At 68.2% G+C, this 12,222-nt stretch carries 11 protein-coding genes and 1 pseudogene; 7 read left to right on the forward strand and 5 right to left on the reverse strand.

The window, feature by feature from the left end:
• A partial coding sequence (locus ACKOQ4_RS15635; RefSeq protein WP_526293454.1) for a metal ABC transporter solute-binding protein, Zn/Mn family occupies positions 1–443 on the reverse strand: 443 nt, incomplete at its 3' end.
• A gap of 77 nt (positions 444–520) precedes the next feature.
• On the reverse strand, positions 521–1,126 hold the full coding sequence (gene kstR / locus ACKOQ4_RS15640; RefSeq protein WP_526293569.1) for a cholesterol catabolism transcriptional regulator KstR: 606 nt from the start codon (positions 1,124–1,126) through the stop codon (positions 521–523).
• Between the two features lie 188 nt (positions 1,127–1,314).
• Between kstR and ACKOQ4_RS15645 the strand changes: the two genes are divergently transcribed.
• Positions 1,315–3,420, forward strand: coding sequence for an acyl-CoA dehydrogenase family protein (locus ACKOQ4_RS15645; RefSeq protein ID WP_526293456.1), 2,106 nt, complete (start codon positions 1,315–1,317; stop codon positions 3,418–3,420).
• Positions 3,421–3,482: 62 nt separating this feature from the next.
• Here ACKOQ4_RS15645 and ACKOQ4_RS15650 read toward each other — a convergent pair.
• Positions 3,483–3,770: pseudogene (locus tag ACKOQ4_RS15650) on the reverse strand (2Fe-2S iron-sulfur cluster-binding protein); the annotation flags it as partial.
• 153 nt (positions 3,771–3,923) lie between these two features.
• On the opposite strand from ACKOQ4_RS15650, the gene hsaA reads away from it, so the two are divergent.
• Genes hsaA through hsaB form a run of 4 tightly spaced genes read left to right on the forward strand, consistent with a single transcriptional unit; the run spans position 3,924 to position 7,506 of the window.
• Positions 3,924–5,108, forward strand: a complete 1,185-nt coding sequence (gene hsaA, locus ACKOQ4_RS15655; RefSeq protein WP_526293458.1) for a 3-hydroxy-9,10-secoandrosta-1,3,5(10)-triene-9,17-dione monooxygenase oxygenase subunit — start codon at positions 3,924–3,926, stop codon at positions 5,106–5,108.
• A 17-nt stretch (positions 5,109–5,125) separates the two neighbouring features.
• Positions 5,126–6,025, forward strand: a complete 900-nt coding sequence (gene hsaD / locus ACKOQ4_RS15660; RefSeq protein WP_526293460.1) for a 4,5:9,10-diseco-3-hydroxy-5,9,17-trioxoandrosta-1(10),2-diene-4-oate hydrolase — start codon at positions 5,126–5,128, stop codon at positions 6,023–6,025.
• 11 nt (positions 6,026–6,036) lie between these two features.
• A complete protein-coding gene (gene hsaC, locus ACKOQ4_RS15665; protein WP_526293570.1) occupies positions 6,037–6,939 on the forward strand; it encodes an iron-dependent extradiol dioxygenase HsaC in 903 nt (300 codons plus the stop codon).
• A gap of 3 nt (positions 6,940–6,942) precedes the next feature.
• Positions 6,943–7,506 (forward strand): 3-hydroxy-9,10-secoandrosta-1,3,5(10)-triene-9,17-dione monooxygenase reductase subunit, encoded by a 564-nt coding sequence (gene hsaB / locus ACKOQ4_RS15670; RefSeq protein WP_526293462.1) that lies wholly within the window; start codon positions 6,943–6,945, stop codon positions 7,504–7,506.
• Here the strand turns inward: hsaB and ACKOQ4_RS15675 are convergent.
• The gene (locus tag ACKOQ4_RS15675) at positions 7,503–8,282 is read right to left on the reverse strand and encodes an alpha/beta hydrolase (protein WP_526293464.1); all 780 of its coding nucleotides are present in this window, start codon (positions 8,280–8,282) and stop codon (positions 7,503–7,505) included. The two genes, hsaB and ACKOQ4_RS15675, sit on opposite strands and share 4 nt — an antisense overlap.
• Positions 8,283–8,416: 134 nt before the next feature.
• Here ACKOQ4_RS15675 and ACKOQ4_RS15680 point away from each other — a divergent pair, with 134 nt between their 5' ends.
• Together ACKOQ4_RS15680 and ACKOQ4_RS15685 are read left to right on the forward strand one after the other, a co-directional pair.
• Positions 8,417–9,637 carry an esterase-like activity of phytase family protein gene (locus tag ACKOQ4_RS15680; RefSeq protein ID WP_526293466.1) on the forward strand — a complete coding sequence of 407 codons (1,221 nt, stop codon included), beginning with the start codon at positions 8,417–8,419 and terminating at the stop codon, positions 9,635–9,637.
• 70 nt (positions 9,638–9,707) lie between these two features.
• Positions 9,708–11,042: an MFS transporter gene (locus ACKOQ4_RS15685; protein WP_526293468.1), complete on the forward strand. Its 1,335-nt coding sequence runs from the start codon at positions 9,708–9,710 to the stop codon at positions 11,040–11,042.
• A 20-nt stretch (positions 11,043–11,062) separates the two neighbouring features.
• On the opposite strand, the gene ACKOQ4_RS15690 is transcribed toward ACKOQ4_RS15685, so the two are convergent.
• Complete coding sequence (locus ACKOQ4_RS15690; RefSeq protein ID WP_526293571.1) at positions 11,063–12,184, reverse strand: pyridoxal phosphate-dependent aminotransferase; 1,122 nt, start codon at positions 12,182–12,184, stop codon at positions 11,063–11,065.
• Positions 12,185–12,222 lie beyond the last annotated feature (38 nt).

The raw sequence follows: 12,222 nt of genomic DNA on the forward strand, positions 1-12,222 counted from the left end.
CCGGCGGTGCCGAGGTCGTAGAAGACGTGCTCGTTGGCCGGCGCAGGCTCACCGACCGCCGCGGCGTCGAGCAGCGAGTAGGCGTCGACGGCCGGCACCTCGGGATGGTTGTCCAGCACGGCCTGCACCCACGGGTCGTAGCCGCCGCCGTTGAACACCACGATCGAGGCGTCGGCGATCTTCGCCGCGTCCGAGGGACTGGCCTCGAAGGAGTGCGGGTCGGCCGAACCACTGGTGATGATCGACGTGACCGTGGCGTCATCGCCGGCCACGGCCTTCGCGATGCTGCCCCAGACGTCGGTGGAGGCGACCACCGACGGCGGTCCGGTCCGCGCGCCGCGCTGCGGAGAACCGCCCGAACACCCGGCCAGGGCGAAGACGGCGACCAGCACCGCCACCACCGCCGCGACGGCACGCGCGGCCGACGTCCCTGCCCTGCGCACCGAAGCCCTCCGACGATAACGAAAACCGTTTCCAATAGTAGCCGAAGCCGGGGCGCGGCAGGGTCGGTTCGGTTGTTCTAGGCGCGGACGTCGTCGCCGATCAGCAGGCGCACTGCGAGGTCGAGTCGCTTGCTGACGTCGTTGGCCGACGCACGCCGGGTCAGCCACGCCAGCAGGTTGGACAGCCAGACATCGGAGATGACCCGCGCGATGTGGTACTGGTCCTCGGTCGGATCGCCGTCGGCCATCGCGCGGGCGAACATGCTGTCGATGATCTTCTCCACGTGGTCCACCTCGCCCGCCGCCGAGGCGTCGGCGAAGACGTAGGCGCGGGTCATCGCCTCGGTCAGCAACGGGTTGCGCTGCATGGCCCGATTGAGCTTGCTGACCATGAAATTCAGCCGCTGGTAGGGGGTTCCGCCGGCACCGGCCGGGCGGTCGGTCTTGGAGTCGATGCGCTCGAATTCCCGGCCCAGGGCGGAGACCAGCAGGTGAACCTTGGAGGGGAAGTACCGGTAGAGCGTGCCCACCGCGACGTCGGCACGGTCGGCGACCGCGCGCATCTGAACGGCCTCGTAGCCGCCCTTGGAGGCGATCGCCAGCGTGGCGTCGAGGATGCGCTTGCGTCGCTCCCGCTGTGCTTCCGAGCCCAACTCCGACTCGGCCAGCACGGAAACCGGCATCACCTCGCGCGGCTGGGACCCGGCGCCGGCGGCCGACGGCTTCTGCGAAGGCGACGACACTGGTGTGAGCTCCTTCTCCGCGGGGCGAGCGCTGTCGACTTGACGGTGCATCGCTGGCACTATTAGAACACGTTCTAGTGTGCCTCGGAATGTAAGAAGTTCAACTCCGCCGACTTGAGGAGCCCCGGGTGGCAGCCCCCATCACCGACGAGCGCTTCGCAGCCCGGGATCTGGTCCGCAGCTGGTCGGCGGGTGCCGGCGCCTCGGCCGCGGTGCGCGCGATCGAAGGCGGCGACGTGGACGCGTGGCGGCCGGTGTACGACGGAGTCGCCGAGCTGGGGCTGTTCGGGGTCGCCGTGGACGAGGATTGCGGCGGGGCGGGCGGCTCGGTGGAGGATCTCTGCGCGATGGTCGAGGAGGCCGCGCGCGCGTTGGTCCCCGGCCCGGTCGCCAGCACCGCGCTGGCAACCCTGGTCATTGCTGATCCGACTGTGCTGCAGGCGATCTCATCGGGGGAACTGACGGCCGGGATGGCACTGGATGCCGATCTCACCGAGGATGCGGGCGGGTTGTCCGGGGTGGCCGATTACGTGCTTGGCGCCGATGGTCGCGGGGTGCTGCTGCTGCCGGCCGGCGAGCATGTCGTCCTCGTCGACTCGGCGGCGCCGGGTGTCACCGTCGAACCGCTGGCCGCGGCGGACTTCTCCCGGCCGCTGGCCCGGGTGACTCTTCGGCAGGCTGCCGCCCTTCGACTGGCCGTCGGCCGATCGCGGTTCGCCGATCTGGTCGCCACGGTGCTGGCCGCCGAAGCCGCCGGGGTCGCCGGCTGGACGCTGGACACCGCTGCGGACTACGCCAAGGTACGAGAGCAGTTCGGCAGGCCGATCGGCAGCTTTCAGGCCGTCAAGCATCTGTGCGCGGAGATGCTGCTGCGATCGCAGCAGATCGCGGTCGCCGCGGCGGACGCGGCGACTGCCGCCGGGGGCGACGGCGACGATCAGCTTTCCATCGCCGCGGCCGTCGCGGCGGCCGGCGGCATCACGGCCGCGACGGGCAACGCCAAGGACTGCATCCAGGTGCTCGGCGGGATCGGCATCACCTGGGAGCACGACGCACACCTGTTCCTGCGCAGGGCCTACGGTATCGCCCAGTTCCTCGGTGGCCGGACCCGCTGGCTGCGGCGGGTTGCCGCGCTGACCGCCGGCGGTCTGCGGCGGGACCTGCACATCGACCTTGATTCGGTGGCGCATCTGCGTCCGGAGATCAGCGCTGCTGTCGCCGCAGTGGCCGCGCTGCCGGTGCAGAACCGCCAGCAGGCCCTCGCCGACTCGGGACTGCTCGCGCCGCACTGGCCCAGGCCGTATGGCCGGGCGGCCTCGCCGGCCGAGCAGCTGCTCATCGACGCGGAGTTGACTCAGGCCGGGGTACAGCGCCCCGATCTCGTGATCGGGTGGTGGGCGGTGCCGACCATCCTGGATGCCGGCACGACTGCACAGATCGAGCGATTCGTGCCCGCCACTCTGCGCGGTGAGATCGTCTGGTGTCAGCTCTTCAGTGAGCCCGGCGCGGGATCGGACCTGGCGGCATTGCGGACGAAAGCCGAACGCGCGGAGGGGGGTTGGCGGCTCAACGGCCAGAAGGTGTGGACGTCGGCCGCCCACAAGGCCGACTGGGGGGTGTGCCTGGCCAGGACGGACCCGGGCGCACCGAAGCACAAGGGCATCACCTACTTCCTGGTCGACATGCGCTCGCCGGGCATCGACATCCGCCCGTTGCGGGAGATCACCGGTGACGACCTGTTCAACGAGGTGTTCTTCGACGACGTGTTCGTGCCCGACGACCTGGTGGTGGGGGCGGTCAACGACGGCTGGCGGCTGGCCCGGGGCACGCTGGCCAGCGAGCGGGTCGCCATGGCGCATGGCACCGCGCTCGGAAACCCGATGGAACAGATGCTGCGGGACATCGCCGAGCGGCCGATGGACCCGGCGCTGACCGACCGCCTGGGAGAGTTGCTGCTGGCCGCACAGGTGGGGTCGCTGCTCGACCACCGGATCGCCCAACTCGCGGTGTCGGGCCAGGACACCGGCGCGGAAGCCAGCGCCCGCAAGCTGATCGGCGTGCGCTACCGCCAGGCGCTCGAGGAGTTCCGCATGGAGTTGTCGCCCGGCGCCGGCATCGTCGGCAACGAGGCGGTGCAGAGCTTCCTGAACACCCGGTGCCTGTCGATCGCCGGCGGAACCGAGCAGATCCTGCTCAACCTGGCCGCCGAGCGCCTGCTCGGACTGCCGCGCTGATCCCGTCGGGTGCGCGGAGGACGATGGCGACGATGACGATGGCGACGATCAAGCGCCGGTCGCTAGTCGTCGTATGTCACCTCGAGTGAGTCCGACAGCGGCCGGGACTGGCAGGCCAGGATCAGACCCTCGGCCAGGTCGGCGGGCTCGAGGACGTCGTTGACCTCCATCTCGACCTCACCGGTGACCAGCGTCGTCGCGCAGGCGCCGCAATGGCCCTCCCGGCAGGAGTACGGCGCCTCGATGCCCTCGTCGAGCAGGACGTCGAGCAACTTGCCATCACGGGGCCACGACACGGTGTGGGTCTGCCCGTCCAGGTGCACCACGACACTGGCCGGACCGTCGGCGGTCGTCACGAGAGGCGATCAGTCCTTCCGGAATAATTAGAACACGTTATAGAAATGACAATACAATGAACGACCAGCTACGGGTTCGGAACACTCGACACAAATCGTAACGTGTTCTAGTCTGAGGTGCAGCAACGCACACTGGGAGGCTATGCAGTGACGTCCATTGAGCAGCGCGACGCGCAGACTGTCCTGGCGGCCATCGACGACCTTCTCCCGCGGCTGCACGAGCGGGCCCCGGAGACCGAGGAACTACGCCGCCTGCCCGACGCGAACATCGCCGAACTCGACGAGGCCGGGTTCTTCAAACTGCTCCAGCCCGAGCAGTGGGGCGGACTGCAGTGTGATCCGACCGTGTTCTTCGAGGCGGTTCGCCGGATCGCCAGCGCCTGCGGGTCCACCGGGTGGGCCGGGGGCATCCTCGGTGTGCACAACTGGCACCTGGCCCAGTTCGACCAGCAGGCCCAGGAGGACGTCTGGGCCGACGACCCGACCGTCCGGGTGTCCTCGTCCTACGCGCCGATGGGCGCGGGGATGGTCGTCGACGGCGGCTACCTCGTCAACGGGACCTGGCTGTGGTCGTCGGGCTGCGACCACGCCAACTGGACCTTCGTCGGCGGCCCGGTCATCAAGGACGGCCGCCCGGTGGACTTCGGCAGCTTCCTGATGCCGCTCGGCGACTATCAGATCCGCGACTACTGGCACGTGGTGGGCCTCAAGGGCACCGGCAGCAACACCCTGATCGTCAAAGACGTGTTCGTGCCCCGGCACCGGTTCCTCTCCTACCGCGCCATGAACGACGGGTCGGCCGGCGGGCTGAAGACCAATACGGCCCCGGTATACCGGATGCCCTGGGGCACAATGCATCCCACGACGATCTCCACGCCCATCGTGGGAATGGCCTACGGTGCCTACCACGCCCACGTCGAGCACCAGGGCAAGCGGGTCCGGGCTGCCTTCGCCGGCGAGAAGGCCAAGGACGACCCCTTCGCGAAGATCCGCATCGCCGAGGCGGCCAGCGACATCGACGCCGCCTGGCGCCAGCTCAGCGGAAACCTGGGCGAGGAGTACACGTTGCTCTGCGAGGGCAGGGAGGTTCCGATGGAGCTTCGGGCCCGCGCCCGCCGCGACCAGGTCCGCGCGACCGCCCGGGCCATCGCCTCGATCGACCGGCTGTTCGAGGCGGCCGGTGCGACCGCGCTCAACAACGACCAGGCGCTGCAGCGCTTCTGGCGCGACGCGCACGCCGGGCGGGTGCATGCGGCCAACGACGCCGAGCGCGCCTACGTGATGTACGGGAACCAGGAATTCGGGTTGCCGCTCGGCGACACGATGGTCTAGGGGGTCTGGTCGGCCCGATGACATCGTTCATCCGCGAAGCGGAGTCCCAGCAGGACATCACGTTCGAGTCGACGTCCCGGTACGCCCGGGTGCATTCCGGCGGCCGCGACATCCGACTGCACTACCACCAGGCCGGCGAAGGTCGTGACCAGACGGTGGTGCTGCTGCACGGAGGCGGGCCGGGAGCGTCGAGTTGGTCGAACTTCGGCCGCAACATCGCGGTGCTGGCGCGGCATTTCCACGTCATCGCCGTGGACCAGCCCGGCTACGGCCATTCAGACAAGCACGCCGAGCACGAGCAGTACAACCGGTACAGCGCCGAGGCGGTGCTGGCGCTGTTCGACCACCTCGGCATCGAACGCGCTGCGCTGGTGGGCAATTCGCTCGGCGGCGGCACCGCCGTGCGCTTGGCGCTGGACCACCCGGGCCGGGCCGGCCGACTGGTGCTGATGGGTCCGGGCGGGCTGAGCGTCAACCTGTTCGCGCCCGACCCCACCGAGGGCGTCAAACTGCTGGGCCGGTTCGCCGTCGATCCGACCCGGGAGAACCTGGAGCGCTTTCTGCGGATCATGGTCTACGACCAGAAGCTGATCACCCCCGAACTCGTCGACGAGCGCTTCGCCATAGCAAGCGAGCCGGAGTCGCTGGCCGCGGCGCGGGCGATGGGCAAGTCCTTCGCCGGAGCCGATTTCGAACTCGGGATGATGTGGCGCGACGCCTACAAGTTGCGCCAGCCGGTCCTGCTCATCTGGGGGCGTGAGGACCGGGTCAATCCTCTCGACGGTGCGCTGGTGGCGCTCAAGACGATTCCCCGGGTGCAACTCCACGTGTTCGGTCAGTGCGGCCACTGGGCCCAGCTGGAGAAGTTCGACGAGTTCAACAAACTTGCCATCGACTTTCTGGGAGGCGGCGCGTGACGAGCAGCCCCATCCGTTCGCTGGGATATCTGCGGATCGAGTCCACCGACGTTCCGGCCTGGCGCGAGTACGCCCTGAAGGTGCTCGGCATGGTGGAGGGCAAGGGCACCGTCGATGGTGCGCTCTATCTGCGCATGGACGACTTCCCGGCCCGGCTGGTGATCGTTCCCGGCGAACACGACCGGCTCTCCGAGGCGGGCTGGGAGTGCGCCAACGCCGAGGGCCTGCAGAGCATCCGCAACGCGCTTGACGTCGAGGGTGTGCCCTACAAGGAGGCAACCGCCGCCCAGCTCGCCGACCGGCGCGTGGACGAGCTCATCACCTTCTGCGACCCGTCCGGCAACCGCCTGGAGGTCTTCTGCGGCGCCGCGCTCGAACACCGGCGCGTGGTGAGCCCGTACGGGCACAGGTTCGTCACCGCCGAGCAGGGCCTCGGACATGTCGTGCTGTCCACCCGCGACGACGCCGAGGCGTTGCACTTCTACCGCGACGTCCTGGGTTTCACTCTGCGCGACTCCATGCGGCTTCCTCCGCAACTGGTCGGTCGCCCAGCCGACGGACCGCCGGCCTGGCTGCGCTTCTTCGGCTGCAACCCGCGACACCACAGCCTCGCCTTTCTGCCGATGCCCACCCCGAGCGGGATCGTGCACCTCATGGTCGAGGTGGAGAACAGCGACGACGTCGGGTTGTGCCTGGACCGCGCCCTGCGGCGCAAGGTCCCGATGTCGGCGACGCTCGGGCGCCACGTCAACGACAAGATGCTGTCGTTCTACATGAAGACACCTGGTGGATTCGACGTCGAGTTCGGTTGCGAGGGCATGCAAGTCGACGACGGGGACTGGATCGCCCGGGAGAGCACCGCGGTGAGCCTGTGGGGTCATGACTTCAGCATCGGCTCGCACGGCAACGCCTAGCCGATGGCCGAACCTATCGACCCACGCGCGTTCCGTCAGGCGCTCGGACAGTTCTGCACCGGCATCACCATCATCACCACGATGCACGACGATGTCCCCAACGGCTTCGCATGCCAGTCCTTCGCCGCGCTCTCGCTGGACCCGCCGCTTGTGCTGTTCTGCCCCACCAAGATCTCCCGGTCCTGGAAGGCGATCGAGGCAAGTGGGAAATTCTGCGTGAACGTTCTCACCGAAAGGCAACGCGAGATCTGCGCCCGGTTCGGCTCCCGTGACGCCGACAAGTTCACCGGCCTGGACTGGCACCTCTCGCCACTGGGCTCCCCGGTGATCGACGGATCACTGGCGCACATCGACTGCACGGTGCACTCGGTGCACGACGGCGGGGATCACTACGTGGTGTTCGGGGCCGTCGAGGCGCTCTCGGAGGTGCCGGCAGTCAAACCCCGGCCGCTGCTGTTCTACCGGGGTGAGTACACCGGGATCGAGCCCGACAAGACCACCCCGGCCCAGTGGCGGGACGACCTCGAGGCCTTTCTCACCGCCACCACACCGGACACCTGGCTCTAGACGGCCGGTGCGACCCGCCCGTCGATGAACCCGATGATCGCGGCGGCCACTTCGCGGTGGGTGACGTCGTTGAGCACGTCGTGGCGGGTGCCGGGGAACTCCCGGTAGCTCAGCGCCGGGATCTGCTCGGCGTAGGCGCGGACCGCCCCCGGTGCGGCGATCGGGTCGATCTCGCCGTGCACGGCCAGCGTCGGCACCGTCAGCTTCGGCAGTTCGGCGCCGAAGCGGTCCCAGGCGCGATCCAGTTCGCGGGTCAGGGCCCTGCCGTCGGCGCTGGTGAATGCGAGTGGATCGTTCTCGATGCAATCCAGGTAGAACGGGTCACTCGTCAGTCCGCGGGTGTCCAGGTTCATCGCGGTGTTGAGATCCACCAGGTCCTTGACCGGAACCAGCGGTGCGCCGGAAACCACGCCCGCCCGATACCTGTCGGGACTCTGGAGAAGGGCGAACAGCGTCACCACCGCCCCGTAGGAATGTCCCTGCGCCACAAGGGGAATGCCGGGCGTCTGATCCGCAGCCAGTCCGGCGAGGCATGCGGCCAACGCGGAGCTGTCCTCCAGCGTTCCGAATTGCCCCCGTTCGCCCGGTGAGAGTCCGTGTCCGGGAAGGTCGACGGCCCACAGGTCGATCCCGGCGGCATTGAGGGCGAAGCCGTAACGGTGGTAGAGGCCGGTGTGCTCACCGAACCCGTGCAGGAACACCACCGCCGCCCGGGGCCCGACGGCAGCCCAGTGCCGGTAGTAGAGGCCGCCGGTCTCGTGGTCCAGAAATGGCATGCCCCTGACTGCAGCAGGATTGTCGCCCGAAGGCAAGGGCCCTGTCGTGGTAGGGGGCGCTACCGTGTCTCCTGGGAGGTGAAAAGTCCCCTGGGAGGTGAAAAGTGCAGCACCGCGGGGTTTGTCTGTCCGCAATGCTCCTGTTGCTGGCGCTCGCTTGCGCTCCGAATACGGCGGACCCGCGCCGGTATCAGGCGACCCTGGCCGGTCACGCCGTTATGCCGGCCCTGCCGCTGATCGACCCCCCTGCTGACGCGCCGGTCAGCCTTCACTCGAGTGGTCGCTGGCTGGCGGATTCCGGGGGAACAGGCGAGGCCCCGGCGTTCGACGGACAGCCGTTGCACGGGCACTCCGGCATCACCCGGGCTCCCGACGGCACATATTGGATGCTGACGGACAACGGTGCGGGCCTGCGCTCAAACTCAGCTGACTTCATGTTGTACCTGACCCGTTACCGCGTCGACTTCGACAGCGGATCGTTCGTCCGGCTGGAGACAGTCTTCATCAGCGACCCCTCAGCTGAGGTCCCGTTTCGGATTGTCACCGCAGGTACAGAGCCGCGGTATCTGACCGGAGCAGACTTCGATCCGGAGAGCATGCAATTTGCACGCGGATCCATCTGGATCGCCGAGGAATTCGGCCCCTACCTGATTAAGCTCGACCGCCGCGGCCATGTTGTCGCGGTCCATGAGACATGGGCCGGCGGTAAGCGCGTTGTCTCGCCGGACAGCCCGAGTGCCCGGGGCGCGGCCGGCTCTCTACACGTGGCGACCTCGAAAGGATTCGAGGGACTGGCCGTCTCGCCCGATGAATCGAAGTTGTACGCCATGCTGGAGGGACCGTTGTCGGAACGGACCACCGGGCCCGTCGAGTCCGAGGACGGCAGGCCGTACGTCCGTATTCTTGAGTTCGATGTCCAGGCCGAGAGCTGGACCGGCCGGTATTGGAAGTATCTTCTCGAGCACCCGCGGAATGCGGTCGGTGATTTCTCCTTGATCGACGCCACCTCTGCTCTGGTCATCGAGCGGGATGACTACGAGGGAGCCCAGGCGGCGTTCAAGCGGGTGTACAAGATCCGGATGGACGAAGATCACGCCGGGCTGGCGGTGCCCAAGATCGGGTACGTCGACCTCATGTCCATCGCCGACCCGGGGGCCCTGGCGCGCAAGCCGCTTAACAATGGGTCGTTCGCTATGCCGTTCGCGACTGTGGAGACCGTCGCACAGGTCGACGATCTCCACATCGTGGTGGGTAATGACAACAATCTGTCCCGCACACGGGGCCGGGACCCGCAGCTCGGGGACGACAGCGAACTGGCCCTTCTGGAGGTTGGGTCGCTGTTGAATGCCGGCTGAGGCCGGGCGCTTACCCGGCCCGCAGTGCTGATGGACAATGTCAACGCAGCAGTTTGGAGGAGATTCGGCTATGGGAGACGTCGTGGCGGCCACTGAGAGCGGGCCTCGACTGCGGCGGGTGGTGGCCGCCTCGATGGCGGGCACGGTGGTGGAGTGGTACGAATTCTTCCTCTACGGCACTGCCGCCACCCTGGTGTTCAACAAGGTGTTCTTCGCCAAGGGCACCAGCGACCTCGACGCCATCCTCGCCGCGTTCGTCACCTACGCGGTCGGCTTCGCGGCACGTCCGCTCGGCGGCGTGGTGTTCGGACACTTCGGCGACAGGCACGGCCGCAAGAAACTGCTGCAGTTCAGTCTGCTGCTGGTCGGCGCCGCGACCTTCCTGATGGGATGCCTGCCGACGTTCGCCCAGATCGGCTATCTCGCGCCCGCGATGCTGGTGATCCTGCGGTTCATCCAGGGCTTCGCCGTCGGCGGTGAGTGGGGCGGGGCCATCCTGCTGGTCGCCGAGCACAGCCCGGCCGACGGGCGCGGCTTCTGGGCCAGCTGGCCGCAGGCCGCGGTTCCGGTCGGCAACGCCTTGGCCACCGTGGTGCTGTTGACACTGACGACGACCCTGCCCGAAGCGGCCTTCCTGTCGTGGGGATGGCGGATCGCCTTCTGGCTTTCGGCTGTGGTGGTGCTGGTCGGCTATTACATCCGGACCAAGGTCACCGACGCCCCGATCTTCGTCGCTGCCCAGCAGGAAGCACAGCGGTTCAAGGATCGCTCCTTCGGCGTGGTCGAGGTGATAAGGCGTTATCCCCGTGGCGTTTTCACCGCGATGGGGCTGCGGGTGGTGGAGAACATCCTCTACTACCTGGTGGTGACGTTCTCGATCACCTACCTCAAGACCCAGGTGAAAGCCGACACCGCCCACATCCTGTGGTGGCTGCTGATCGCGCACGCCGTGCACTTCGCCGTCATCCCGCAGGCCGGCCGGGCCGCCGACCGGTTCGGCCGCAGGCCGGTCTACCTGATCGGTGCGCTCGGCGCTGCCGCGTGGGGTTTCTACGCCTTCCCGATGATGGACACCGGGCGCTACCCGCTGATCATCGCGGCGGTCGTGCTCGGCCTGGTGTCGCACGGACTCATGTTCGCCCCGCAGCCGGCCCTGCTGGCCGAGATGTTCCCCACCCGGATGCGGTACTCGGGTGTCTCCCTGGGTTATCAGGTCACCGCCATCTTCGCCGGCTCACTGGCCCCGATCATCGCGGTCAAGCTGCTACAGACCTACAAGTCCTCGGTGCCGATCGCGCTGTACCTGGCCGGCGCCGCCGCCATCACGCTGTGCGCGCTGGCATTCACCCGGGAGACCCGGGGCGTTGAGTTGGCGAGCCTCGACGCCGCCGACGCGGCCCGCTGACCCCCCGCCCTCGTCACCGATCACGCCTGCCGGGTCAGCCAGGGCCCCAGTCGGCGCAGCGCCTCGTCGATGTCGGCGGACGGACCGGCGAACGACAGCCGGACGAACGAGGTGCCCCACATGGTGTCGAAGTCGATACCCGGCGCGATCGCCACCCCGGTGTCGGCCAGCAGCCGCTCGCAGAAGCGCAGCGAGTCCGACGTGAAGTCGGAGACGTCGGCGTAGACGTAGAACGCGCCATCGGCCGGCGCCAACCGGGTGATGCCCAGCTGGCGCAGTCCGGAGATCAGCGTCTCCCGGTTGGCCGCGTAGTGGCTCAGATGACCCCGAGCCTCGGCCACGGCCTCAGGTGTGAACGCCGCGATCGCCGCGCGCTGAGCCGGCACCGGCGGACAGATGGTGAAGTTGCCGGTCAGGCAGTCCACCGCCCGGCGTAGTTCCTCCGGCACCAGAAGCCAGCCCAGCCGCCACCCGGTCATCGCGTAGTACTTCGAAAAGCTGTTCACCACAACGGCATTGCGCGAGCTCTGCCATGCGCAGGAAGTCTCTGGCGAACCGGGGTAGACCAGGCCGTGGTAGACCTCGTCGCTGATCAGGCGAACTCCCTGGGCGTCGCACCAGCGCGCGATCGCGGCCAGTTCGTCCGGAGCGATCACCGTGCCGGTGGGGTTGGCGGGGCTGGCGACGATGATCCCCTTGACCGGTGGGTGCAGTTCGGCCAGCATGCCCGCGGTGGGCTGGAAACGGGTGTCCGGCCCGCACTCGATCTCCACGACCTCGCAACCCAGTGCGGAGAGGATGTTCCGGTAACAGGGGTAGCCGGGGCTGGCGATGGCGACGCGGTCGCCGGCGTCGAAGCAGGCCAGGAAGGTGAGCAGGAAACCGCCTGAGGATCCGGTCGTGAGGACGACGTCGTCGACGGCGACATCGAGTCCGTACCGGTCGGTGTAGTCCTTCGCGATCGCCTCACGCAGTTCCGGAATGCCCAGTGCCACGGTGTATCCCAGCGGCCCCGCGCGCAACGCCCTCTCCGCGGCGGCGAGTACGGGCTCGGGAGCGCCGGCACTGGGCTGACCGGCCGAGAGATTCACCAGGTCGCCGTGGGTGCGCTGGCGCTCCGCGGCGGCCAGCCAGACGTCCATGACGTAGAAGGGCGGGATCAATGCCCTGCGCGCGATCT

The organism is Mycobacterium sp., assembly GCF_046095365.1.
GTDB lineage: Bacteria > Actinomycetota > Actinomycetes > Mycobacteriales > Mycobacteriaceae > Mycobacterium.

Bases quoted from the DNA above. Each gene is read 5' to 3' on its own strand.
- kstR (WP_526293569.1), bottom strand. From the start codon at position 1,126: ATGCCGGTTTCCGTGCTGGCCGAGTCGGAGTTGGGCTCGGAAGCACAG.
- hsaD (WP_526293460.1), top strand. From the start codon at position 5,126: ATGACATCGTTCATCCGCGAAGCGGAGTCCCAGCAGGACATCACGTTC.
- hsaB (WP_526293462.1), top strand. From the start codon at position 6,943: ATGGCCGAACCTATCGACCCACGCGCGTTCCGTCAGGCGCTCGGACAG.
- ACKOQ4_RS15675 (WP_526293464.1), bottom strand. From the start codon at position 8,282: ATGCCATTTCTGGACCACGAGACCGGCGGCCTCTACTACCGGCACTGG.
- ACKOQ4_RS15680 (WP_526293466.1), top strand. From the start codon at position 8,417: ATGCTCCTGTTGCTGGCGCTCGCTTGCGCTCCGAATACGGCGGACCCG.
- ACKOQ4_RS15685 (WP_526293468.1), top strand. From the start codon at position 9,708: ATGGGAGACGTCGTGGCGGCCACTGAGAGCGGGCCTCGACTGCGGCGG.
- ACKOQ4_RS15690 (WP_526293571.1), bottom strand. From the start codon at position 12,184: ATGGACGTCTGGCTGGCCGCCGCGGAGCGCCAGCGCACCCACGGCGAC.